Below are 23,326 nucleotides of genomic sequence, written 5' to 3'. Positions count from 1 at the left end.
GGACCGGTCCCGCCCGGAAGGGGGTGCGGTGCGTGCGTGTGCTGCCGGGAAGGGGGTGCGGTGCGTGGCTGTCCTGCCGGGAAGGGGGCGCGGCGTGTGGCTGTCCTGCTGGGAAGGGGGTGCGGCGCGTGCGTGTGCTGCCGGGAAGGGGGCGCGGCGTGTGGCTGTCCCGCCGGGAAGGGGACGCGGCGCGTGCCCGTCCCGTCCGGACGGGACGAGGCACGCCGGCCACACCCAGTCCGTCCGTCGGCCGTCCGTCTCCTGGCCGACCGGCCGCCGGACCGACCGGCCGCCGGACCGGACGGTCGGTCACCGGATCGGGCGGCCCGTCACCGGACCGGGAACGCCACGTCGCACACCGGGTCCCCCGGTCCGGCCGCGTCCCAGTCGGCGAAGTAGATCTCCCGGCACGGGCCGTCGACGGTCAGGCCCTGCCCGGCGACCCAGTGCTCGACGGCCTCGAAGGCGGCGAGGATCTGCGGGTGGGCGACCTGCGCCTTGGTGATCCGGACGTAGGCGACGCGCCGCGCCGGCTCCACCCGGACCCGCGCCCCGGTGGCCCGGCCCTGCCGCTCCGCCCAGGCACGGGCGGCGCCCTCGTCGGCGACGGGCACACAGGACTCGGCGGGCCCGTCGCTCTCCACGCTCACCTCCGCGTGGTAGACGACGAAGGGCGCCCCGGTGATCCCGCCGGACTCCCCGGCGCCCTGCTCCAGCCGGCCCAGCGAGCCGGGGATCCACACCGGCAGCTCGGGCGCGAGGACGTGCCGCGTCTCGCTCAGCACGACCTGCTCGGGCACCTCGGCGGTCTCGACGACGAACTTCTCGTACATCTCGGAACTCCTCCCGGAAAGACGTCCACGGAGGTAGCCGGCGAGGGCCCGCTGCGAGGCGAACCGCGCCTCGGCGCCGTCCCAGTACGCGGTGAGCAGCGCGGCCGCGTCGGACTCGGGCGCCTCCACCACCTCGGCGATGCGCGCGAGCGGCATGTCCAGCTGGCGCAGCAGCGCGACGAGCCGGGCCCGCTCGGTCTGCCCGGCGCGGTAGTAGCGGTAGCCGCTGACCTCGTCGACGTACGCCGGGCGCAGCAGCCCGAGGCGGTCGTAGAGGCGCAGCGCCTTGGCCGACAGCCGCGCCCGCGAGGCGAACGCGCCGATGGTGAGCAGGTCCTTGTCCACCCGGTCATCCTCCGTCACCGGGCGAGGGCCGCCCGGTGAGGAGGACGCTGCCCCTTGCCCCAGGGGCAAGGTCAACGAAAGGGTTCAGCCGATGGCCTTCTCGACCGCGGAGACCAGCTCGGCGGACTCGGGCTCGGTCTGCGGGGAGAAGCGGCCCACGACGGTGCCGTCCCGCCCGATCAGGAACTTCTCGAAGTTCCAGCGGATGTCGCCGGTGTGCCCCTCGGCGTCGGCGGTGCCCACCAGGCGCTCGTACAGGCCGTGCCGCCCGTCGCCGTTCACCTCGACCTTCTCGGTCATCGGGAAGGTCACGCCGTAGGTGGCGGAGCAGAACTCGGCGATCTCCTCGGAGCTGCCGGGCTCCTGGCCCATGAACTGGTTGCAGGGCACGCCGAGGACGGTGAAGCCCTGCGCGGCGTAGCGCTCGTGCAGCTGCTCCAGACCCGCGTACTGCGGGGTCAGCCCGCACTTGGAGGCCACGTTCACGACGAGGACGGCCTTGCCCGCGTACTGGGACAGGTCGGCGGAACCCCCCTGGAGGGAGCCGATCTCGATGTCGAGCACAGAGTCAGAGTGGTCAGTAGTCATGAGCGGATGCTAACTCCGGTGGATGACGGGACCGTCGGCCCCGCCCTCCCGTCCCTCGCGCTGGGCCGTGACGAGCACCTCGCCGGCGGCCGTCCGCGAGTACAGCACCGACCGGCCCGCCCGCCGGCGCCGCACGAGCCGCGCGTCCAGCAGCACCCGCAGATGCCGGCCCACCGATCCGAGCCCCTGCCCGGTCACGGCGACGAGCTGGCTGGTCGAGAGCGGTGAGTCGAGGAGGACGAGGACATGGGCGCGGGCGCTCCCGAGAAGGGCCCCGAGACTCTCCGGGACGGCCGCCGTCCGTACGTCGGCCAGGGCGCCGGTGCACGGGTAGACCACGGCGTAGCGCCGGGTGCCCTCCCAGGACACCCATCCGGCCGTCGGCGTGACCGGCACGAAGACCAGCTGGGCGCCGGAGATCTCGCGCGGCGGGTACTCCTGCAGGTTCACCTGGAGGCGGTTGCCGCCCAGCCAGCGGGTCCCCGGCCGCAGCCCGTCCAGCGCCGCGGCCCAGCCGCCCTGGCTCAACTGCGCCGTCCGCGCGACCACATCGGCCTCCAGGACGCGCCGCCGCCGCTCCCAGTCGGGGCGCACGGACTCCTCCCAGAGGGAGGTGAGCAGCGCGGCGGCGCGCTCCGGCAGGTCGACACGGTCCGCGAGGACGGCGGGCAACGGGCCGCCCGTGGAACGGACGAGGTGGGCGTGGGCCTCCTCGGCAGGTGCCTCCCGCACGCGGGCGATCTCGGTCTCGAAGGGTTCGTCGCCGTACGGGGTCGGTGTGAGGAAGTCGGCGATCCAGCCGCGCCCGAGTCCCGAGCGGACGAGCAGCGCGGTGACGGGGTCGGCGGCCAGCCGCCCGCGGTACGCGGGCAGGTGGGTGTCCAGCCAGGCCTGTTCACCGGGGTGCGCGGCGACGCCCGCGTGCAGCAGCTTCAGACAGGCGAAGGTCTCGGCGAGCGGCGACAGCACGAAGCGGCTTCCGGCGAGTGTGTCGGCGTTGACCTGCCACCAGCCCATACGGACGTCCACCCCCCGTTCCCCGGCCGCCCCGGCCTACCGCGAGCCTTCCCGCCTACGTGCTCCACGCGCTCTGCGTGCTCCCCCCCCCCCGGCTGCTGGTGACGTTTCGCGGGTGCGCGAAACAATATCGGGCGTCCCGTCCGGGCCGGAGACTCCCCGCATGCGCAGCTACTCGGAGCTCTTCCGCACGCGGGAGTTCACCCCGCTCTTCCTGTCCGCCTGCCTCAGAACCGCCGCCTCGACCGTGAGCGGCCTCGCCCTCGCCACCCTCGTGTACCGGGCCACACGGTCCCCGTTGCTCACCGCGCTCAGCATGTTCGGTCCCGCGCTGGCCCAGGTGGTCGGCGCGACGACCATGCTGTCGGCCGCCGACCGGCTGCCGCCCCGGGCGACCGTGTCCGGCATCGCGTTCCTCTTCGGGCTCGGCACGGCCGTCATGGCGATCCCCGGCCTCCCGGTCTGGACGGTCTTCGCCCTCCTGCTGCTCCTCGGCCTGGTCCAGTCGTTCGGCGGCGGCGTCCAGTGGGGGCTGGTGAACGAGATCCTCGCCAAGGAGGGCTATCTGCTGGGGCGTTCGGTGTTCAACATGATGAGCGGCCTCGCGCAGATCACCGGATACGCGGCCGGCGGCGTCCTGGTGGCCCTGCTCTCCCCTCGGGTCACGCTCCTCCTCGCGGCCGGCCTCTACCTGGCGTCGGCCCTCACCGCCCGCCTCGGCCTCACACCCCGGGCGCCCCGCGCCTCTGGCCGCCCGTCGATCGCCCGGACCTGGCGGACGAACGCCCGGCTCTTCTCCTCACCGGAACGCCGCACCCTCTATCTCCTCCTCTGGGTGCCCAACGGCCTGGTCGTCGGCTGCGAGTCGCTGTACGTGTCCTACGCGCCGAGCAGGGCCGGCGTGCTGTTCGCCTTCGCGGCGTTCGGCATGTTCCTCGGGGACGTGACGACCGGGCGCCTCCTCGCGCCCCGGGTCCGGGCCCGCCTGGGCATCCCGTTCCTGCTGCTCCTCGCGTCGCCCTACCTGCTCTTCGCGCTGCGGCCCGGGATCGGGGTGGCCGCCGTCTGCGTGACCGTCGCCTCGGTCGGCTTCGGGTCGAGCCTGATCCAGCAGGAACGCCTGGTCGCCCTGATCCCCGACGACCTCAGCGGCCACGCCCTGGGCCTCCACACCGCGGGCATGCTCACCATGCAGGGCGTGAGCGCCGCGATCGCCGGAGGCGTGGCCCAACTCGCCTCGCCCGCGACCGCGATGACCGTCATGGCGGCGGCGTCGATCGCGGTGACGCTGACGCTGGCGCCGTCACTGCGCCGGGGGAGGGCCGCGGCAACGACCGCCTCCACGGCGGCCCCGGCGCCGACACGATCTACGGCAACACCGGCAACGACCTCCTCCACGGCGGCCCGGCCACGGACAAACTGTCGGGAGGAGCGGGGGTGAACCGGGTGTACCAGGACTGAGGGACCGTCGCCGGGCCCGGAGTGACCGGGCCCGGAGCGGCCGGCGTCCCGGTGGCCGGAGAGAATCTCCTCTCCGAGGTCCGGGGTCCGAGGTCCGAGGTGAATGAGGGAGGCAACGATCCGGTCCGTTCGCGGACTCCTTTCCTTGTGGAGGAGGTGCTCATGAGGGACGGCAAGCAGGTCCGGGACGCGGAGTTCCAGCAGTTCATGACGGGCCACTGGCCACGGTTGATGCGTACGGCGTTTCTTCTCACGGGGGATCGGCACGCGGCCGAGGACCTGGCGCAGTCGACGCTGGAACGCGTCTACGCGTCCTGGCGCAGGGTCGGGGCGGCCGACGACCCCGAGGCGTACGTGAGACGCGTGATGATCAACATGCACGCTCGTAAGCACAGACGAAAGCTGAAGGAGTTTCTCGCGCCGCGGGACGACTCCGACCTCGTCGGCGACATCGCCGACGCCGACGACCTGATGGCCCGGGCCGACGACCGCGACGCACTGCTCGGGGCACTGACCGGACTGCCGCCCCGGCAACGGGAGGCGGTGGTCCTGCGCTACTGGGCCGACCTCACCGAGACGCAGACGGCGGAGGCGATGGGCTGCTCGGTCGGCACGGTCAAGAGCAACGCGGCCAAGGGGATAGCGAAGCTGCGCGCCCTGCCGGTCCTGAACGACGTCGTGGGCCAGAGGGGGCGGAAGTGATGAGCACGGACCGGGAGAACGACACCATGGCGCCGAGGGAGATCTCCCCTCTTCTCACGGACATCGCGGACGAGTTCGAGGTGGGTGCCGCCCCCGTCCAGGCGGTCATGCGCGCAGGCGGCAGGCGCCGGGCCCGGCGGCGGACGGTCACGGCTGCCGCCGCGGTGGTGCTGGCGGGATCGACGGGAGCCCTGGCCATGACGGGCCTGCCCGGCACGGGTGACGACACCTCGCCCGCGAGACCCGCCCCGGCCTACGAGCGTCAGGTGGACGAGCCGCGGATCTCGCACGTCGGCTTCGGCACGTACGACGGCGCGAAGTGGGGTGTGAACGTCCAGGTGTGGCCGGCGCCCCGCGACACGACGGAGGCCGCCCGGCAGCTGAAGGCCATGAACAGCTGGGGGCTCACCCCGGTGACCACGGGCGGACCGTCCGACCTGGTGGGCAGGACCAGCTACTTCGTCCTGCGCGGATACGGCGACACCGGCACCCGCCTGGTGACCTTCGACACCGTCGCCCGGCTGCCGCGGCCGAAGGGGACCGAGATCGACGCGATCCCGCAGCCCCTCACCGAGAAGGGTGCCCCCCTCCGCCTGGTCGTCGGCACCGTCGCCAAGACCGCGAAGCAGGTCGCCTGCCACTGGAAGAACGGCAGCACGACCCTCGCCGACCTCGCGCCCGACAACGCGGCCCAGCACGACGTCCAAGCCGTGATCCGCTCGGTCGACGGGTACCCCACCGCGAACTGGTTCGCGTGCGTGGCCCCGGCATCGACGACGTACAAGTCGGCGGAGGTCACGAAGTAGGGGACGGGTGTGAGGGGACGAGGCGGACTGGGGCTGAAGGACGGGGGATCGGAGGGGAGCGGGCTCTCGGCCTGCCCCGGCTTCCGGCAGCGTGGCGGGTCGGGACGGCCGCCCGGAGTCCGTCGCCGCGTCCGCCGACCACGACCACCACCACCACGAAGACGGTCGGCCCCGGGTGCACAGTGCACCCGGGGCCGACCGATGCGTAACCGGGGGAGGTTCCCGCTACTTGCTCTGCGTGGTGCGCACCGACGCCAGGTCGGGCCGCGGTGCCTGCACGTCCCGCACCGGACCGGTCGCGCCGACGGCGTCCCCGGCGACCGGCGCGGAGAGCGCCGACTTCTGCGCGGCCGCCTCGACTCCCTTGTAGTACGGGAAGTACGTCACGTTCGAGGTACCCGCGCTGATCGCCGAGCCCGCAGCCGTCAGCTCGGACGACGAGATGGACGTCGTACCGCCGAACGCGAAGACGGCGCCCACGCCCGAGGCCTGCCGGCGCAGGTAGGTCGCGTCCGCCTCCGTCAGGGTCGCGTCGTCGGACCACAGGATCGGCCCGTACCCGAGCATGCCCGCGCCCGCGGAGACGCCACCGCGCCAGCTGTCCGTCCACGCCAGGCCCACCTGGGACGGCGCCGACCACCAGAACTCGGCGAGCGCCACCGAGGTGCCGTCGTGCCCGCTGCCGCTGACCGGGTAGTACGTGAAGGTGTCGGGCCACTTGGAGAAGTAGGTGTGCGTGACCGCGTACTTCGCCGTGCTGCCGATGGGGATGATCATCGTCTCGTCGGGGTCGAGCGAGTTCAGGTACGCCTGCACGGACGACGTCAGCGAGTTGCCGTCGTTGAGGACGACCGTGGCTTTGCCCCCGGTGCCGAGCGACCCGGCGGCGGCGGAGGCCGCGAGTGCCGAGTGGTAGTCCGTTCCGGTGGCGACGAAGACGTAGTCCGGCGAACCGGTCACGGTCTTGGCGACGGCCACGGACGTCGAGTAGCGGGAGGTGCCCGCCAGCCGCTTCGGGGTGAAGCCCAGCGAACTGACCTTGCTGGAGACCGCGCTGGAGAGGACGTCGGTGCCGCCGACGAGATAGACCGTGGCACCCCGCTTCAGCGTCCGCTTCAGCTCCGCCTGCGTGGCGGACGACAGCGACGACTTCGACGTGACCAGCACCGGGCCCTGCTTCTGACCGCCGAGCGACTGCGCGGTCAGCGCGTAGGACGGGCTGTCCTGGTTGATGAGGACGGCCGACTTGGCGTCGACCAGACCCGGCTCGCTCTGGCCGAGCGTGTTCCAGGTCCAGCGCGACGCGGCCATGTTGGTGCCCGCCGAGTCGGCGCCCCAGATCCGGCCGGTGTTCTGGTTGCGCAGCGGCTGCCAGGCGACGTCGACGGTCGACGACGTGTGGGGCGGCAGCGGCAGCGTGGAGAGGGAGCTGTCCGCGAGGTCCAGGACACGGGTCGACGAGACGTCGTCGTCACCGGTGTTGAACGCGATCTTCGTGCCGGTCGGCGCCCACTCCGGAGTGGTGGCGTGCGCCCCGGTGGTGAGCTGCCGCTCTCCGGTGCCGTCCACGTTCGTCACGAACAGCTCGCCGACCGAGTCCACCGTGCGGACGAAGGCGACGCGCGTGCCGTCGGGCGAGATCGCCGGGTGCGAGCCGTTGTCCGCGAGCTTGGTGAAGCCCTGGGTGTCGGCGTCGAACAGCCAGATCGCCGATCCGGTCGGGCTGCCGCAAGTGTCTCCGGTACGGACGAAGGCGATCAGCCTGTTGACCGACCCGCTCGGCTGACGGTCGCAGCCGTCCTCCGCCGTGGAGAACAGCGGCTGGGCGTAGCGGGAACCGTCGGACTCGGCCCAGCGGAGCCGGCCGCTCGCCGAGTAGACGATGATCCCGCCGCCGCCGACGAACGTGGGGTCGCTCGCGCTGCCCACGGAACTGCTGTTCTCCTGGATCTTCACCAGGGTGGATCCGGTGTACCGGCGGGTCTCGACGCGACCGCCGCGGACGTACGCGATCCGGCTGCCGTCGGGTGACCAGGCCGGCTGCGTGGCCTGGTCGGCGATGGTGGTGTACGTGCTGCCGCCCGGTTTCACGAGCTGCAGGCTCTGCTCGGCCCCGTTGCGGAACGCGAGCATGCCGTCCTTCGCGTTCCACGTCACCGGACCGGAGGCGGCCGCGCCCGGAGCGACGGCCGTACCCGCCGCCACGGCCACCGCGGTGCCCAGCGCCGCGAGCACGCGACGTCTGTGAATCTTCATGTGCCCCCACAAGAGTGATCAAAGGTCTGTCGTTCGTCTCCCCGACGCGGAACGGCAACCTCACGTTCCTGACGACAGTTGGATCACCGTAGCGGTGCAGGCGGCGGAGGGGAACAGAGTTCTCACAGGAAACATGGCCGGTACAACCGGGACGGCGTCGGCGAACGCCGGCTCCCGCTCCCTGCCGGCGGGCCACCGGCGACGCATCGGGGACGAGATCGCGCTGCGCTGAGATCGCGCTGCGCTGAGATCCCGCGGGCGGGCAGGTGACCGCCGGCCGTGTGCGTCAGGACCCCGAGCGCCGGCATCCGTTCCTCGGGCAACCGGCGGCGAAACACCGATGAGTTCCGTGGGCCGGCCCGGTCTATCAGGACGTACGCCATCGAGCCACCGACTGGAGACCCGCCATGACGAATCCCGCGCACCCGGGCCGCAACCTGTTCGTGAACCTTCCCGTGGCAGACCTGGAGCGCAGCAAGGCGTTCTTCGCCGGGCTCGGGTTCGGCTTCAACCCGCTGTTCGCCGACGAGGCGTCCGCCTGCATGCTGGTCGGCGAGAACGCCTTCGTCATGCTGCTCAGCCGGGAGAAGTTCGCGCAGTTCGCGAAACTGCCGTTGGCCGATCCCACCACGCACACGCTGGCGCTGTACTGCTTCAGCGTGTCGTCCCGCGAAGAGGTCGACAAGGTCAGCGCCGCCGCGCTGGAGGCGGGCGCCACCAAGGCGGACGACGCCGAGGACTACGGCTTCATGTACTCCCGCAGCTTCTTCGACCTCGACGGTCACGGCTGGCAGGTCATGTGGATGGACCCGACCGCGGCGGAGCAGGGCCCGGAGGCGGCCACGTCCTCGCCCCAGGAAGCCGACACCCCGGCCTGACCGATCACCGCCCAGGCACTGCGCCGACGCGGCCCATCGACGGCGATCCCCGGCACGAGGGCCCCGGACCACGAGCGGTCCGGGGCCTTTGCCGGGGTCTGCTGGACTGCCCAGTCGGTTGTTCAGTTGGGGATGCCGTTGCGCGTCGAAGATCGTCAGGCGGTGATCACTGTCCACGCCATCCACCTTCCTGACCGCGGGCTCGAGTTCGCCGAACGTCAGGAACTGGCGACGTGCCTGCGTCGTTGCAGGATCCATCGGTGTACGGGCGGCGTCAGACCGGCACCCACGACGAATCCGACCACGACGCTCTGGCTCGCGTACGCGACTGCTCCGACAACTGCGCACAGAACCACGGCGGTCACCACAAGTCCCACGGCCTTGGTGCGCGACGCCAGCTGGTTCAGCCACCTCACAGCCGAGAAAGTCGTGAGATACAGGGTGGAGCCAAAAGCGGCCGACGCCAGAACGGTTAGAGCGTCCATTCCGCAACCTTTCAAATTCAGAAGCCGAGATGTGTATCCGGCTATCACGGTCAGCCGTACTCCCTTTTCAGGATCGATCGGCCGGCGGTCTGTTCACGTGTGGTAGCCGTCTACTTGCAGTACCCGTCGCCGCTCTTGCCGCTGTAGTAGCCGCTTCCGGCCACGGCTGCCGCCGGTGAGAGGACGGACAGTCCGGGGTTGACCTTGATCTTCACGCACTTGTCGGCCGCGACCGCGACTCCCGCAATGACCGCGAGGCTCCGGCCCCCGACGACCGCGGCCGGGTGCGGTATCCAGGACACGACAGTTCCGCCAAGGGCGAGGAGCTAGTTCGTGGGGACGGAGTTGCCGTTCGCGATGGAGCCGGCGGCTACGACATGGTCGCTTCGGCGAACAGCGCAGGCGCTGCGACCCGCGGTCACGTCGACGCCCCCTGGGCGAAGGACGCCGGCGAAGGCCGGTGCCGCAGTTCCGGCTATGAGCGCTGTGGTCAGCAGCGCGGCATGAGCCGAATTCTTGATCTTCAATTGACGTTCCCCCATGTGCAAAGCTTCATGTTTCGGTGGAGCGGGACAAACAATATCGATCTTGAAAGAATGATCAACATATTTGAGCAATCTCAGAGGGTTCCTTGCTCAATCCACCGGACGAGCAGGAAAGGAGCCGCGAGGTCGCGACGGGGTGCCGGTTGCACGGGCGGTGACGTGAGCTCGTCTGTAGAGCACCCTCGGCGAGTTGGTGACTTTGGCGGCTTGCTCTGTGGCCGGCCGAGTCTTCCCGCTTCCTCTCGGCCGGCGTGACCGTCTCGCTTCACGTGCTTACCCCCGCCGTGCCTAAGTCCGGGCACGGCGCGAGCTCCACTCGGGCGGAGTTGGAACCTGAGCGGCGCGGCACAGGAAACGGCAAAGGGCCGGTCCAGGAGGAAACCCCTCCTGGACCGGCCCTTCTGTCGGTGCCCCCGGCAGGATTCGAACCTGCGACACCCGCTTTAGGAGAGCGGTGCTCTATCCCCTGAGCTACGAAGGCGTGCGGATCGTGTGCGATCCGGTGGCTAGCCTAGCGGATGTGGGCTGGGGGCTGGGAAGGTTCCCCTTTGCGCAGGTCGGCGGAGGTGGACCCCCGTCTGGAGCGGGCGGACGCGGGCAGGTGCTGAGCCCGCGGCGGTCCGGATCGGTGGGCGGCCGTTCGGACCAAGGGGGCCGGGGGTGCGAGAGGACCGGCGGATCAGGGCGTGGCCCGGGGTGTGAGAGGGGCCTGCGGAGCAGGGGGTGGCCCGGGGGTGCGAGAGGGCCCGGCGGATTAAGGGGTGGGCCGGAGGATGTGAGAGGGCCCGCGGATCAGAGGGTGGCTCGGGGGTGTGAGACGGCCCGGCGATCAGAGGGTGGGCCGGAGGTGGGAGAGGGCCGGGCGGATCAAGTGGAGCGTGCGGGTCAGCCATTGGTCTCCCGTCTCACGCGGCCGGTCTCCCGCTCCGCGAGCCCCTTCTCCCCACTCGTACGGCAGATCCCCGCTCTCGGGCCGACGTTCCCCCCGCTCGTACGGCCGGTCCCCCGACTCGGGTAGGCGGTCCCCGAGCACAGGCCGACGGTCCCCGGGCACGGGCCGACGGTCGCCGGACTCGGGTAAGCGGCCCCCCGACTCGGGCCGAAGGCTCCCCGACCCCGGTCGGTGGTCGTCCGACTCGGGGCGGAGGTTCCCCGACCCCGGTCGGGGGTCGTCCGGCTCGGGCCGTAGGTTCCCCCACTCGGGCCGGCGGTTTCCCGGCTCGGGTCGATGGGCCTCCCGCTCGGGCCGGCGGTCGTCCGGCTCGCGGGGTGGTCGGTGGCCCCAGTACGTGGGGCTCGTGCCGCGGCCGGTGAGGTGCGGGAGCGTTGTCGTGCCCGTGATCAAGGAGAGGAGCAGGGACGCCGCCGCAGGGACGTCGACGTTGCTGAGCAGCGAGCCGTCGGCCTTCGCCCGGCGCAGCGCCCCGTGCAGCGCGCCCAGCCAGTTGAGGTGGACGTGCAGCGCCGGGTCGTCCGGGGTGCGGATCTCCTGGGTGAGGCGGGCGCCCGCGCGGACCAGGGCGTCGCTCTCCACGAGTCGTACGACGGCGTGGGTCATCGCGGTGGCGATCTCGAAGGCCGGGGTCTCGCGGCGCGCGATCTCCGCGAGCGCCGCCCCCGACACCGCGCAGGCGTCCGCCTGGACCGCCCGCGCCAGGTCGGCCTTGGCGGCGAAGTGGAAGGACAGGGCGCCCTTGGTGACCTGCGCGCGTTCGCTGATCGCCGACAGGGTGGCGCGCTCGTAGCCGGACTGGTCGAACACCGTCGACGCCGCCCCGACGAGGTTGCGCCGGGTTCGTTCGGACCTCTCCTGCCTCACCACGGCTGCTGCCTCACCACGACGCGATCACCCGGGCTCCTGTCGTTCAGCCGCTTCCGTCTGCCGCGGACGACGCTAGGAATTCCCTTTTGGATCTGTCAACGAGGCGGTCCCTCACCGATCATCTTCACGCCACCGGGCCGCGAGGGCCCGCTAGTTCAGCGGTACCCGCCGGAAGGATCCCGCGATGCGCAGGTCCTGCTCGACGCGTGTCGCCGTCGCGTGCAGGTCGGGCAGGACATCGCGGACGCACGACTCCGCCGTACGGCGGGTGCTGTGCATCGCGACGTTCACCGCGGCCACGACCCGCCCGTCGCGGTCCCGCACCGGAACGGCGATGGACCGCAGCCCCTGCTCCAACTCGCCTTCCACCAGCGCGTATCCGGCCTGCCGTACGCGGTCGAGTTCCGCTCTGAGGCGCTCCGGGTCCGTGATGGTCCGCGGGGTCAGTGGGTCCAACTCCGTTGGCAGCGGAGCCTGTCCCTCCGGAAGATCGGCCAGAATCACGCGGCCCAGCGCGGTGGCGTACGCGGGCAGGCGGGTGCCGACGGTGATGTTCACGCTCATGACGCGACTGGTCGAGACCCGGCCGGTGTACTGGATCTCGTCACCGGCCAGCACCGCCAGGGACACCGAGTCGTGCAGCCGTTCCGAGAGTTCGCTCAGGTGGGGTGCCGCGATCTCGGGGAGCGTGGTCCGGGAGAGCGGCGGGTAGCCGAGGCCCAGCACGCGCGGCGTGAGCCGGAAGAAGCGGTCGTGCGCGGTGACGTATCCGAGGTGTTCCAGCGTGATCAGGGCGCGGCGGGCGGTCGCGCGGGCGAGTCCCGTCGCCTGGGCCACCGCGGTGAGGGTGAGTTCGGTGCGGCCCTCGCCGAACGCGGTGATCACGGTCAGGCCGCGGGCCAGCGACTCGACGAACTCCCGCCCCAGTTCGTGCTTGGAGGCGCTGGTCCAGTCGGCGAGACCCGAGGGTGCCGGCCGGCCCGGGGCGGTGTGCCCCGCGCGGTCGGGGAGCGGGGTCGGGTGTTCCGTCGTCAACTCCCGTTCCATGGCGGCCACCGCGGTCCGCAGGCGGGGCAGCAGGGTCTCGCGCAGATCGGCCGCGCTGTGCCGGCTGGTGTGGCTCACCACGTTCACCACGCAGGCGATCCGGCCCCCGTCGCGCACAGGCATCGAGACGGCGACCAGTCCCGGTTCGATCAGCTGGTCGTCCGAGGCCCAGCCCAGCCGGCCCGCCTCGGCCGCCCGTTCCTCGAAGTCGTCTCCCACCGCGGGGAGCCGGTTCGCCGGGAGTGTGCCCGAGGTGCCCTTCTCGGCGTGGGGCGTCCCACCGTCGCCCCGGTCCGGCCTCCGTGCCCCCTCCGGGAACGCCGTCCCCGCTCCTCCCGGGTACGCCCTCCCCGCCCCCTCCGCGTAGGGCCCGGTGTTCTCCTCGACGTACGGCCTGCTGCGGGCCGGTACGGCGGGGAAGCCGCGGTCCTCCGGGTCGGTCGCCCGGCGCCGGCGCCAGTGCGTCCACTCCTCCTCGTTCCACTCGGACGCGAACAGCGGTCCCGGAGCGGTGCGTTCGGCGGGGAGCAGGTCGCCGATGCGGAAGCTGAGGGACATCGCTCGGCGCCGTGTCGCCTGGTGGATGAAGCGGATGCCGTCGCGGTCCCCGACGGCGAGGGACACCGACTCGTCCAGCTCGTCGGCGAGCGCGTCGGCGTGCGCGCCCAGCAGACGGGGGACCCGGAGGGCGGCGAGGTAGGCGTTGCCGAGTTCCATCAGCCGGGGGGTCAGGACCGCGTCGCGGCCGTCGAGGCGCACGTATCCCATGCGGGCGAGCGTCGCGGTGATCCGGTCGACGGTGGACCGGGCGAGGCCCGTGGAGCGTTCCAGGGCGCTCAGGCTGGACGACCCGTCCGCCGAGGTCAGCCGCCGCAGCACCGCGATCCCCCGGATCAGCGGCGTGACCGCCTCCCCGGGCACACCGTCTTCCCGAGGATCACCGGCTTCTCCAGGGCCACCGGCCCCTCCGGAAACAACTGCCTCCCCGAGATCATGGCCACCCCCGGAAACACCTGCCTCTCCAAAGCCACCGGCTTCTCCGGGAACGCCGGCCTCCCCGGAGCCACCGCCACCCCCGGCGACCCCCGCCTCCCCGAAGACACCGGCCGCCCCGGAAGCACGTGCCTCCCGGGAGGGCCCAGCCGCCCCTCGGACCTTCGCCGGGGTGTCCGCGGAGACCTGCGCCGGGCCGCCGGGTCCGCCCGCCGAGGGGATCACCGGAACGGGGGTGCTCCCCGGGACGGGAACCCCCAGTGAGGCGTCCGGCGGCGTCGTACAAGGCGGTGTCGCACGCGGCGGTGTCGCACGAGGCGGTGTGGTGTTCGACGGGGTGGCGTTCGATGACATGGGCTCTCCGTTGCGGCTCTCGGAAGAGTCACCGTGTGGCGGATCTCAGACGAGCCACGGTAGTGCGTGCCAGGCCGGCGGGGCAGGCCGGCCGTTCCCGGCCCCGGCCGCGGGTCTGTCGCGCGCACCCGTCCCGATGGGCCCGCGGCGGCTCGTCCGGCCGTCGGCGGTGACGTCAGCGGCGCGTCACGTACACCCGATACTTCCCCTCGGTGTCCGCGTCCGCGACCCGGACGGTGAGTCCGGCCTTCGTGTCCTTGAACGTCTCACCGGGGGAGAAGGGCGCGTCGGAGAGCTCGGCGTGCACATTGGGGGAGCGGGTGCAGCCGCCGCTGTCGCGGTGCGCGTCGGTCACCGTGACCGGCCCGTTCCCGGTGTCCACGTCCGTGTCGACCTTGTAGACGAGGATGCCGGGGCTGCAGACGGCGGAGTCGTTCCCGGCGCGGGTGCGCAGTTCGAGGACGTAGCCGCTCTTGGGGCCGAGCGGGACGATGACGAGCTTGGCGCCGCCGCGCCGCTCCAGCGGGGTCAGCTCGTACTCGGTGGTCCCGGGCGCCGCCGCGCAGCGGATCTGGGAGTCGTCGAGCCAGCCGAGCTTCCACTTGTGCCAGCCCAGGAGGTCGTTGTCGGCCCCCCAGTCCTCGCTCATGATGTCCCAGTGCCCGACGGCCCCGCCGCCGGCCTGCGTATAGAGGTCGGGCAGGCCGAAGGTGTGGCCGTTCTCGTGCGGCAGGACGCGGTAGCCGGTGTCGGCGTAGGAACCGGAGCCGTCGTCCTGGCGGCTGTAGACGAAGGACGCGTTGGAGACCGGGACGCCGTCCGCGACCGGCGCCTCGGTGTTGCCGGCGAACGTCACGGACAGCACGGTGTCCAGGGCGGAGGGTCCGGCGTTGGGGGTGACCAGCACGTTCAGGATGTCGTACGAGCGGAAGTCGACCTCGGGGTCGGCCGCGGCCACGATGTCCTGGACCAGTTCGCGGTACCCGGGGTCGAAGGGCGCGCCGCGTTCTATGCCGTAGTCCTTGAACGCCTTGGGCATCCGCAGCCAGTGCCGGATGGGGGCTTCGGGGCGGTAGTCGAGGCGGCCGTAGGAGCCGGTGCGGAACCACTCCTGCGTCTTGGGGAAGAACTCGCCGTACCGGTCGAGCGCGCTGCCCTTGCCGGGTGCGTCGGAGAAGTCGACCATCAGCGTCAGCGCGCGGACCGTACCGGTGGAGCGGGCGTAGCCGGGTGCCGTCGGGATGCCTTCGCCCATCTGGATGCCCGCCGGACCGTTGATCATGCAGGGTCCCAGTGCCGTGGATCGGGCCAGCGGCACGGAGCCCGCCGTCGCCGAGCCCGCCGTCAGGTGCCCGCTGACCGCCGAGGTGCTGACGGCCAGGGTCAGCACGGTCACGGTGGCGAGGGCGGCCAGACGGCGCGGGCGTATCCGGCGGCTGGACGGCTGCATACGGGGGCCCTTCGCTCCGCGGCAGTCGCCGGTGTCCGACTGCGCCCTTTCGATCACCCTGAGTGGGCGACGCGCCGGGCGCGCGCTGGATGAGCCCGATCGGGTTCATCCCTCGGGCGGGCTTCGAAAGGGGCGGGGACTGGGCCGATGGGGTGCTTCCCGGCAGGGCTGGAGCCCCGCTTTCGCCTGGTCGCCTCCTGCTGTCCTGACGCCCGAAGGTCCCTGGCGCCCCAGCCCCTGGTGCCCGAAGACCCCGGGGCCGGAAGGCCCCGGCGCTCGACGGCCCCGGAAGCGGGCGTGGAAGGCCGGAAGCGCGCCGGGTAGGGCCGGAAGCGGGCCAGGGAGGCCCCGGAAGCGGGCCGGGAGGGCCCGGTCTCCGGAGCCGTGGGCGACGCGTTCCTCGATGTGACCCAGGTCACATCATCTTCTTCGCTCCGACGGAAATAACCGGGGATCGTTTCCCCGTTTAGCTCTACGTCCGAGCGAAACGGGGACCGAATCCCCGGATCGCGATCCGACACCGAGAAGCTTCGAGGAGTACACCGTGCAGACCGCATCCCCCGTGCAGCGCAAAGTGTCCAGGCCCCGCGCCGATGCTCTGCGCAACCGGGAGCGGATCGTCGCGGCCGCCCGGGAGATGTTCGTCGAGTTCGGGGCCGAGGTGCCCTTCGACGAGATCGCCCGCCGGGCCGGCGTCGGCAACGCCACGGTGTACCGCAACTTCCCCGACCGTGACGCCCTCGCCCGTGAGGTCGTCTGCTCGGTGATGGACCGCACCTCGGAGTGGGTCGAGGAAGCGCTGGCCCGGGGCGGCGACGCCTTCGAGTCGCTGAGCGGCTTCGTGCACTTCGCCGCCGACGAGCGGATCGGCGCCCTGTGCCCGATGCTCGCCGAGGGCTTCGACCAGCACCACCCCGACCTGGTCGCCGCGCGCGACCGGATCACCGACCTGATCGAGCGGCTGATGGCCCGCGCCCGCGCGGCCGGACAGCTGCGACCCGACGTCGAGCTGGGCGATCTCATGATCGCCGTCAGTCAGCTCACCAGGCCGCTGCCGGGCACCGCGTGCCAGGGCATCGACCGATTCGTGCACCGTCATCTGCAGCTGTTCCTGGACGGTATGCGGGCTCCGGCCCGCTCCGAACTGCCCGGAGTGGCCGCCACCGTGGAGGAACTGCGACGAGGCTGCTGACCGCAGGGACCCGGCGCGCGACCCGCGCCCGTACCCGCCCTCGGCCCTCGTGACCCGAACTCGAACCTGACACCGCCCTCGACCACACAACCGACCGCGCGACGCCCGCGCCCACCGCGTCCTCATCACGCGCGAAGGGCGCCAGGCACTCGGCACCGGGCACCGGCCCGCGTGACGGGCCGTCCCGCGCATCCGGCCGTCACCGTCGACGAGCCGTCCCGTCTTGCCGGTCCCGCCGGTTTTCACTGGATTTTTTCGCTACGAAGTCCCGGAGTGGGTATCCCCATGTCTGAAACAGCAACGACCAGAGCAGTCCCGGACCAGGAGTCCGACGCGCACAGCAATCGCTGGAAAGCGCTCGTCTTCATCGCGCTCGCCCAGCTGATGGTGGTGCTCGACGCGACGATCGTGAACATCGCGCTGCCGTCCGCCCAGCAGGACCTCGGTATCACCGACGGCAACCGGCAGTGGGTCGTCACGGCCTACGCCCTCGCCTTCGGCGGTCTCCTGCTCTTCGGCGGCCGGATCGCCGACCTCTGGGGCCGCAAGCGCGCCTTCGTCGTCGGCCTCGTCGGCTTCGCCCTGGCCTCCGCCCTCGGCGGCGCGTCCCAGAGCGGCGCGATGATGTTCGGCGCCCGCGCCCTGCAGGGTGTCTTCGGCGCGCTGCTCGCGCCCGCCGCCCTCTCGCTCCTCGCGGTCATGTTCACCGACGCCAAGGAACGCGCCAAGGCGTTCGGCATCTACGGTGCGATCGCCGGTGGCGGCGGCGCCGTCGGCTTCATCCTCGGCGGTGTCCTCACCGAGTACATGAACTGGCGCTGGACCTTCTTCGTCAACATCCCCTTCGCGATCGTCGCGGCCGCGGGCGCGTACTTCGTCATCCGTGAGCCCAAGGGCGGCCGCAACCGTTCGCCGCTCGACATCCCGGGCGTCGTCCTGTCCACCCTCGGACTGGTCTCCCTGGTCTACGGCTTCACCCGCGCCGAGTCCGACGGCTGGAGCGACTCCGTGACCCTCGGCCTGTTCGTGGCCGCCGCCCTGCTGCTGGCCGCGTTCGTCTACACCGAGTCCAAGGTCAAGGCCCCGCTGCTGCCGCTGCGCGTCCTCACCGAGCGCAACCGCGGTGGCGTCTACCTCTCCCTGGGTCTCGCGATCATCGCGATGTTCGGCACGTTCCTCTTCCTGACCTACTACCTGCAGATCGTGAAGGGCTTCTCGCCCATCTCCACCGGCTTCGCCTTCCTGCCGATGGTCGCGGGCATGATCACGGGCTCCACCCAGATCGGTGCCCGTCTGATGACCCGGGTCGCCCCGCGTCTGCTCATGGGCCCCGGCTTCCTGGTCGCCGCGCTCGGCATGCTGCTCCTGACGCAGCTGGAGATCGGCTCCTCGTACTCCACCGTGGTGCTGCCGGGCCTGCTGCTCCTCGGCCTCGGCATGGGTACGGCGTTCATGCCGGCCATGTCGCTCGCCACGTACGGCATCGAGCCGCGTGACGCCGGTGTCGCCTCCGCGATGGTCAACACCTCGCAGCAGGTCGGCGGCGCGATCGGTACGGCCCTGCTGAACACGTTCGCCGCCTCGGCGACGACCGCGTACATCACGGACCACATCGCCGGTGCCACGTCCCCCGCGCAGCAGAAGCTCGTGCAGGCGCAGGGTGCGGTGCACGGCTACAGCATCGCGATCTGGCTCGCCGTCGGCATCCTCGTGCTCGCCGCGGGCATCGCCTTCACCCTCATCAACACCGGACGTCCGGACGCCAATCTGGTCTCCGGCGCGGGCGAGGGCGCGGAGGACGAGCTGAAGGTTCCCGTCATCGCCCACTGACGGCAGCGGCCCGCATCGGCTCACTCCGGGTACATCGGGTACTTCGCGTACGGACGCGGGGTGGGGACGCCTCGTCCGTACGACTCCGGGGACTGCCCCGGCTCCCAGCACAGGGAGCCGGGGCAGTCCCGCGTCCCGGACCGGTCCGCTAACGGAGCCAGGGCAGGTCCGCGCCCGCGTCCTTCGGCTGGAGCCCCTCGGCGATGATCCGCATGGCCTCGCCGAAGGCCTTCTGCTGGTCCGGGCCGAGCCGGTCGAACAGCGCCTGGCGCACGGCGGCCACATGGCCCGGCGCGGTACGCCGCAGCACCTCGTAGCCCTCGTCGGTCAGCACCGCGAACTGGCCCCGCTTGTCGGAGGGGCAGTCCTCGCGCCGCACCCAGCCGCTCTTCTCCAGACGGGCGACCGCGTGCGAGAGGCGGGACCGGGTGATCTTCGCGTTCATGGCCAGCTCGGTCATCCGCAGCCGGCGGCGCGGGGCCTCGGCGAGCTGGACGAGCAGGCCGTAGTAGATGTGCGGCATGCCCGCGTCGCGCTGGAGCTGGCGGTCCAGATGGTCCTCGAGGAGGGTCGTGGCGTGCATGTACGCGCGCCAGATGCGCTGTTCCTCGTCGGTCAGCCAGCGCGGCTCTTCAGCGGGAGCGGATGCCGTGTTCATGTACTCCACTGTACGACCCCTTCTTGAAAATTAAACAAACCGGGCGTAGCCTCGTCGAAGAACTTGAGACTTTAAGCAACTGCTTCAAATATCAAACATCGCGCCGTACGATCGAACGCGAACCCGCTGGAGGGAGCCGCCATGTCCGCCGCCGCCGAGGAGCGCCCCGCGCCGGAGCGCATGCCCGCCCTCTACCTGAGCCACGGCGCCCCGCCGCTCGCCGACGACCCGGTCTGGCCCGGCCAGCTCGCCGCCTGGTCCGCGGACCTGCCCCGCCCCCAGGCGATCCTCATGGTCTCCGCCCATTGGGAGGAGGCCCCGCTCGCCCTCGGCGCGACCGAGACGGTCCCGCTCGTCTACGACTTCTGGGGCTTCCCCGAGCACTACTACCAGGTGACCTACGCGGCTCCCGGCGCCCCGCGGCTCGCCGAGTCCGTACGGAAACTGCTCCGCGCGCCGGGCACGCCGGTGCAGGACATCCCGGACCGGGGGCTCGACCACGGCGCGTACGTCCCGCTGGTCGAGATGTTCCCGGAGGCCGACATACCGGTGCTTCAGGTGTCCCTGCCGACGCTCGACTCGGTCCGGCTCTTCGAGATCGGACGCAGGCTCGCGCCGCTGCGCGACGAGGGCGTGCTGATCGTCGGATCCGGCTTCTTCACCCACAACCTCGCGGCGCTGCGGCACACCGGCGGGGGAGTGCCCACCTGGTCGAGCGAGTTCGACGACTGGGGGCACCGGGCCCTGGAGGCCGGTGACGTGGACGCGCTGCTCGACTTCGAGCGCAAGTCCCCGGCGGGCCGGCTCGCCCACCCGCGCACCGAGCACTTCGCCCCGCTCTTCGTGACCATGGGCGCTGCCGACGCGGCCGGCGAGCTGGACGGGCAGCGGTCGGTGATCGACGGCTTCTGGCTGGGAATGGCGAAGCGGTCGGTGCAGTTCGGCTGAGCGTGCGCGATGGAGGGAGTGCCCCGGCCGTCGGGACGGCCGGGGCCGTGCTCGGTCCCGGCCCGGTGTCGCCTGGGCCAGGTGCCGGGCCGGGCCAGGTGTCGGGCCCGGCCGGGTGTTACGGCGTGAGGTCCTTCTCGTACCAGGCGACGTCCCAGTAGCGGCCGAACTTGCGGCCGACCTCGCGATAGGTGCCCACGTGATGGAACCCGAAGCGTTCGTGCAGCCGCACGGACGCCTCGTTGGGCGGCACGATCCCGGCGTAGGCCCGGTGCACGTCCTCGCTCGCGAGCGCGGCGAACAGGGACGCGTACAGGAGCGTGCCGACACCGCGCCCCCCGGCGTCGGGCGCGACGTACACGGTGACCTCGACCGAGGTCTCGTACGCCGGCTTCACCCGGAAGGCGCTGGACGTGGCGTACCCCAGGATCGCCGGTGAACCGGTGTCCGTGGCAACCATCAGGCGGTGCCGTCCGTCTTCAGGGTGGGAGAGCAACCACGGCCGGCGCTCCTCCGGCGTGAAGGCGACCGTGTCGAACGTGACGGGCGTCTCGCGCACGTAGTGGTTGTAGAGGCCGGTGAGGGCGTCGAGGTCGGCGGCGACTCCCGGCCTGACCTGCACCTCTGTAGGTTCCGACGGCATCAGCCCTCCCGTGTGGTGCGACAGGGTACTGCATGATCAGAAAAATCAAGGGGCGCCTTGGGAATTCTGTCCTGATTCCAGTCGTTGTTTCCTTCGGATGCCGGGCACCCGGAATGGTGAACGGAAGTCCAGGACCACCCGCAAGCCCACCATCGCAAGGGAGCACGCATGGCAACCCGTGCCGTCGCCCGTCGTCAGTCCGCCACCGGCGAGACCACCGACGCGGCACGCAGTGTTCGCGCCGTTGGCGGCGAGATCGCCGATCGCGACCTGGTCGGCATGTACCTCGACGAGATCGCGCGTACACCGCTGCTCGACGCCGCCAAGGAAGTCGAGCTGTCCCAGGTCATCGAGGCGGGTGTGTTCGCGCAGCAGATCCTCGACGGCGAGGCGGAGGCCAAGGCGGACGCCTCGCGCGAGGAGCTGGAGGCGCTCGTCGCCGACAGCGAGCGCGCGAAGGACGTCTTCATCCGCTCGAACCTCCGCCTGGTCGTGGCCGTGGCGCGCCGCTACCCGCGCAGCGGCCTCCCCCTGCTCGACCTGATCCAGGAGGGGAACGCCGGCCTGGTGCGCGCGGTCGAGAAGTTCGACTACCGCAAGGGCTTCAAGTTCTCCACCTACGCCACCTGGTGGATCCGGCAGGCCATCACCCGTTCCATAGCCGACCAGTCGCGCACGATCCGTCTCCCCGTCCACCTGGTCGAGGAGCTGGGCCGGATCCGCCGCGTCCAGCGCGAGTTCAACCGTGAGAACGGCCGTGAGCCCGAGCACGCGGAGATCGCCAAGGAGCTCGACTCGACGCCGGAGCGCGTGGGCGACGTCCTGGACTGGGCCCGCGACCCGGTCTCGCTCAACATGGCGGTGGACGACGACGGCGACACCCAGTTCGGTGACCTCCTGGAGGACACCTCCGCCGTGTCCCCCGAGCAGTCCGTCCTGACCCTGCTGCGCAGCGAGGAACTGGACGACCTGATCGGCCGCCTCGACCAGCGCACGGCCTCCATCATCAAGATGCGGTACGGCATCGAGGACGGCCGGGAGCGCACGCTGACCGAGGTCGGCAAGGAACACGGGCTGACCCGCGAGCGCATCCGCCAGATCGAGAAGCACGCCCTGCTCGAACTGAAGAAGCTCGCGCGGGACACGGGATTCGACGCGGCGGCGTGACCCGTGCGAGGGTGCGGGACGTGTCCGTGACGAGCGGGCGAGCGACGTGAGTGCGCCGTACGGGTTCACTCGCGCACGGGGTACGAGACCCCGCTCGCCCGGTCCGCGCAGGGGCACGCGTGCCACGTTGGCCACAAGTCGACCAGACATGGCCATGTAAGACCGCTTCAAGCTGCTGGGCTCAGGGAACAAGACTTCTGGGTCCAGGGTTCAGGGCTCCGTCCGGGCGGACGTGACACGCCCCCGAGAACCGAGTCCCGACGCACACCCCCCCCCCGCGCCGGGACTCTTCCAGAGCCGGGCTCCGGCGCCTTCCCCCCCCTGGCGCCGGGGCCCGGCTCCATGTCCCGTGGCGGCGGTCCCGGCGAGCGAGGCTTCGAGCCCGGAACGGCGGGTGCCTGATCCGGTGCCTGATCGGATTGCGGGCAGGAGGGGACGGGCCACCCCGGACCTGAACCCCGGGGTGACCCGGATGGCAGATTCTGCCACAGCGGCATAGCCTGCCGTTCGTGAGCGGTAGTGAACGTGGGGCACGCACCCCGACCGGCCGAGCGGGCTCCGGCACCGCCTCCGACCCCGCCGGGCGTGCGGCCGTGGACGGCCCCTCGCTCGTCGAGCGGCGCAAGGCGGCCACCCGTATGGAGATCGCCCGGGCCGCCGCGGGTCTTTTCATGCGCAACGGACTGCGGGCCACCCGCGCGGAGGACATCGCCCGCGCGGCCGGAATCGCACCCCGCACCTTCTACCGCTACTTCGCGGCCAAGGAGGAGTCACTCGGCCCGCTCTTCGCCGCCGGAGCCCAGCGCTGGGCCGAGGCGGTCCGCGACGCACCGGCCGGCCTGCCCGTTCCCGAGGCGCTCCGGCACGCGGTCGTCGCCACGCTGACCCCCGGCGTCGGCGTCCGGTACGAGTCCCTCGACTGGGTCCGCTCCCTGCTGAGGCTGGCCGAGGCGAACCCGGCCCTGCTGCGGGTCTGGGGCGAGGCGTGCCAGACGGCGGAGCGGACGCTCGCGTCGGTACTGGCGGCGAGGACGGCGGGGGAGGGCACCGGCGCCGGGGCTCCTGGAGAGGGGCTCCGCCCGCTGGAAGCCGGGGGTTCCGGTGCGCCCGGGATTCCGCCGGCCGCCGACCCGGACGCCGGTCTGCGGTTCACGGCCGCCGTGGCCAGCGCCGCCGTCCGCGTGGCCGTCGAGGCCTGGGCGGCGGGCAACGCCACCTCCGACGGGCCGGCCGGCCCGGTCGCCCTCGCCCTGCGCAACCTCGAAGCGCTGGACGCCTTCCCGTGGAGCATGCGCACGGGATGAGG

Annotated in this window: 19 protein-coding genes, 1 tRNA gene and 1 pseudogene; 10 read left to right on the top strand and 11 right to left on the bottom strand. The window is 71.8% G+C overall.

Features of this window, described 5'->3' with window-relative positions:
• Nucleotides 1-329: 329 nt before the first annotated feature.
• From B0675_RS06620 to B0675_RS06610, 3 genes are all read right to left on the bottom strand, one after another.
• Entirely contained in the window at nt 330-1,196 is an 867-nt protein-coding gene (locus B0675_RS06620) for a MerR family transcriptional regulator (protein WP_081217810.1), read from the bottom strand.
• A gap of 66 nt (nt 1,197-1,262) precedes the next feature.
• Complete coding sequence (locus tag B0675_RS06615; protein ID WP_081217809.1) at nt 1,263-1,766, bottom strand: glutathione peroxidase; 504 nt, start codon at nt 1,764-1,766, stop codon at nt 1,263-1,265.
• A gap of 9 nt (nt 1,767-1,775) precedes the next feature.
• Complete coding sequence (locus tag B0675_RS06610; protein WP_081217808.1) at nt 1,776-2,783, bottom strand: ArsR family transcriptional regulator; 1,008 nt, start codon at nt 2,781-2,783, stop codon at nt 1,776-1,778.
• A 163-nt stretch (nt 2,784-2,946) separates the two neighbouring features.
• Here B0675_RS06610 and B0675_RS41870 point away from each other — a divergent pair.
• The 4 genes and pseudogenes from B0675_RS41870 to B0675_RS06595 form a co-directional block, all read left to right on the top strand.
• A pseudogene (locus tag B0675_RS41870) lies at nt 2,947-4,095 on the top strand (MFS transporter); the annotation flags it as partial.
• Nucleotides 4,096-4,148: 53 nt separating this feature from the next.
• A complete protein-coding gene (locus B0675_RS41865; RefSeq protein ID WP_241539903.1) occupies nt 4,149-4,244 on the top strand; it encodes a hypothetical protein in 96 nt (31 codons plus the stop codon).
• Nucleotides 4,245-4,406: 162 nt separating this feature from the next.
• Nucleotides 4,407-4,946: a SigE family RNA polymerase sigma factor gene (locus tag B0675_RS06600; protein WP_081217807.1), complete on the top strand. Its 540-nt coding sequence runs from the start codon at nt 4,407-4,409 to the stop codon at nt 4,944-4,946.
• Complete coding sequence (locus B0675_RS06595; protein ID WP_241539713.1) at nt 4,946-5,752, top strand: hypothetical protein; 807 nt, start codon at nt 4,946-4,948, stop codon at nt 5,750-5,752. The genes B0675_RS06600 and B0675_RS06595 overlap by 1 nt, the downstream gene beginning before the upstream one ends.
• Before the next feature lie 225 nt (nt 5,753-5,977).
• Here B0675_RS06595 and B0675_RS06590 read toward each other — a convergent pair whose 3' ends face one another.
• Nucleotides 5,978-8,008: a cell wall-binding repeat-containing protein gene (locus B0675_RS06590; RefSeq protein WP_081217805.1), complete on the bottom strand. Its 2,031-nt coding sequence runs from the start codon at nt 8,006-8,008 to the stop codon at nt 5,978-5,980.
• Between the two features lie 407 nt (nt 8,009-8,415).
• Here B0675_RS06590 and B0675_RS06585 point away from each other — a divergent pair, with 407 nt between their 5' ends.
• Entirely contained in the window at nt 8,416-8,886 is a 471-nt protein-coding gene (locus B0675_RS06585) for a VOC family protein (protein ID WP_081217804.1), read from the top strand.
• Between the two features lie 595 nt (nt 8,887-9,481).
• Here B0675_RS06585 and B0675_RS06575 read toward each other — a convergent pair.
• From B0675_RS06575 to B0675_RS06550, 5 genes are all read right to left on the bottom strand, one after another.
• Nucleotides 9,482-9,673, bottom strand: coding sequence for a hypothetical protein (locus B0675_RS06575; protein ID WP_081217802.1), 192 nt, complete (start codon nt 9,671-9,673; stop codon nt 9,482-9,484).
• Between the two features lie 651 nt (nt 9,674-10,324).
• Nucleotides 10,325-10,397: transfer RNA gene (locus B0675_RS06570), tRNA-Arg, on the bottom strand.
• Between the two features lie 348 nt (nt 10,398-10,745).
• The gene (locus tag B0675_RS41740; protein ID WP_081217801.1) at nt 10,746-11,738 is read right to left on the bottom strand and encodes a TetR/AcrR family transcriptional regulator; all 993 of its coding nucleotides are present in this window, start codon (nt 11,736-11,738) and stop codon (nt 10,746-10,748) included.
• A 150-nt stretch (nt 11,739-11,888) separates the two neighbouring features.
• Nucleotides 11,889-13,706, bottom strand: a complete 1,818-nt coding sequence (locus B0675_RS06560) for an IclR family transcriptional regulator C-terminal domain-containing protein (protein WP_081217800.1) — start codon at nt 13,704-13,706, stop codon at nt 11,889-11,891.
• Between the two features lie 601 nt (nt 13,707-14,307).
• Nucleotides 14,308-15,582, bottom strand: a complete 1,275-nt coding sequence (locus B0675_RS06550; protein ID WP_081217798.1) for a M6 family metalloprotease domain-containing protein — start codon at nt 15,580-15,582, stop codon at nt 14,308-14,310.
• A 544-nt stretch (nt 15,583-16,126) separates the two neighbouring features.
• Between B0675_RS06550 and B0675_RS06545 the strand changes: the two genes are divergently transcribed.
• Nucleotides 16,127-16,774 (top strand): TetR/AcrR family transcriptional regulator, encoded by a 648-nt coding sequence (locus tag B0675_RS06545; protein WP_081217797.1) that lies wholly within the window; start codon nt 16,127-16,129, stop codon nt 16,772-16,774.
• Nucleotides 16,775-17,059: 285 nt separating this feature from the next.
• Nucleotides 17,060-18,604, top strand: a complete 1,545-nt coding sequence (locus tag B0675_RS06540; protein WP_081217796.1) for an MFS transporter — start codon at nt 17,060-17,062, stop codon at nt 18,602-18,604.
• A 148-nt stretch (nt 18,605-18,752) separates the two neighbouring features.
• On the opposite strand, the gene B0675_RS06535 is transcribed toward B0675_RS06540, so the two are convergent.
• The gene (locus B0675_RS06535) at nt 18,753-19,262 is read right to left on the bottom strand and encodes a MarR family transcriptional regulator (RefSeq protein ID WP_081217795.1); all 510 of its coding nucleotides are present in this window, start codon (nt 19,260-19,262) and stop codon (nt 18,753-18,755) included.
• Nucleotides 19,263-19,403: 141 nt separating this feature from the next.
• Here B0675_RS06535 and B0675_RS06530 point away from each other — a divergent pair, with 141 nt between their 5' ends.
• A complete protein-coding gene (locus B0675_RS06530; RefSeq protein WP_081217794.1) occupies nt 19,404-20,210 on the top strand; it encodes a class III extradiol ring-cleavage dioxygenase in 807 nt (268 codons plus the stop codon).
• A gap of 118 nt (nt 20,211-20,328) precedes the next feature.
• Here B0675_RS06530 and B0675_RS06525 read toward each other — a convergent pair whose 3' ends face one another.
• Complete coding sequence (locus B0675_RS06525) at nt 20,329-20,853, bottom strand: GNAT family N-acetyltransferase (RefSeq protein WP_081217793.1); 525 nt, start codon at nt 20,851-20,853, stop codon at nt 20,329-20,331.
• A gap of 168 nt (nt 20,854-21,021) precedes the next feature.
• On the opposite strand from B0675_RS06525, the gene B0675_RS06520 reads away from it, so the two are divergent.
• Both B0675_RS06520 and B0675_RS06515 read left to right on the top strand, forming a co-directional pair.
• Entirely contained in the window at nt 21,022-22,020 is a 999-nt protein-coding gene (locus B0675_RS06520) for a sigma-70 family RNA polymerase sigma factor (protein ID WP_081217792.1), read from the top strand.
• 638 nt (nt 22,021-22,658) lie between these two features.
• Nucleotides 22,659-23,324, top strand: a complete 666-nt coding sequence (locus B0675_RS06515; protein WP_081221628.1) for a TetR family transcriptional regulator — start codon at nt 22,659-22,661, stop codon at nt 23,322-23,324.
• Nucleotides 23,325-23,326: the final 2 nt, after the last annotated feature.

This window comes from Streptomyces sp. M41(2017) (assembly GCF_002078175.1).
Taxonomy (GTDB): domain Bacteria; phylum Actinomycetota; class Actinomycetes; order Streptomycetales; family Streptomycetaceae; genus Streptomyces.
The sequence above is the reverse complement of the archived record's forward strand: the minus strand, read 5'-3'. Positions and strand labels throughout refer to the sequence as shown.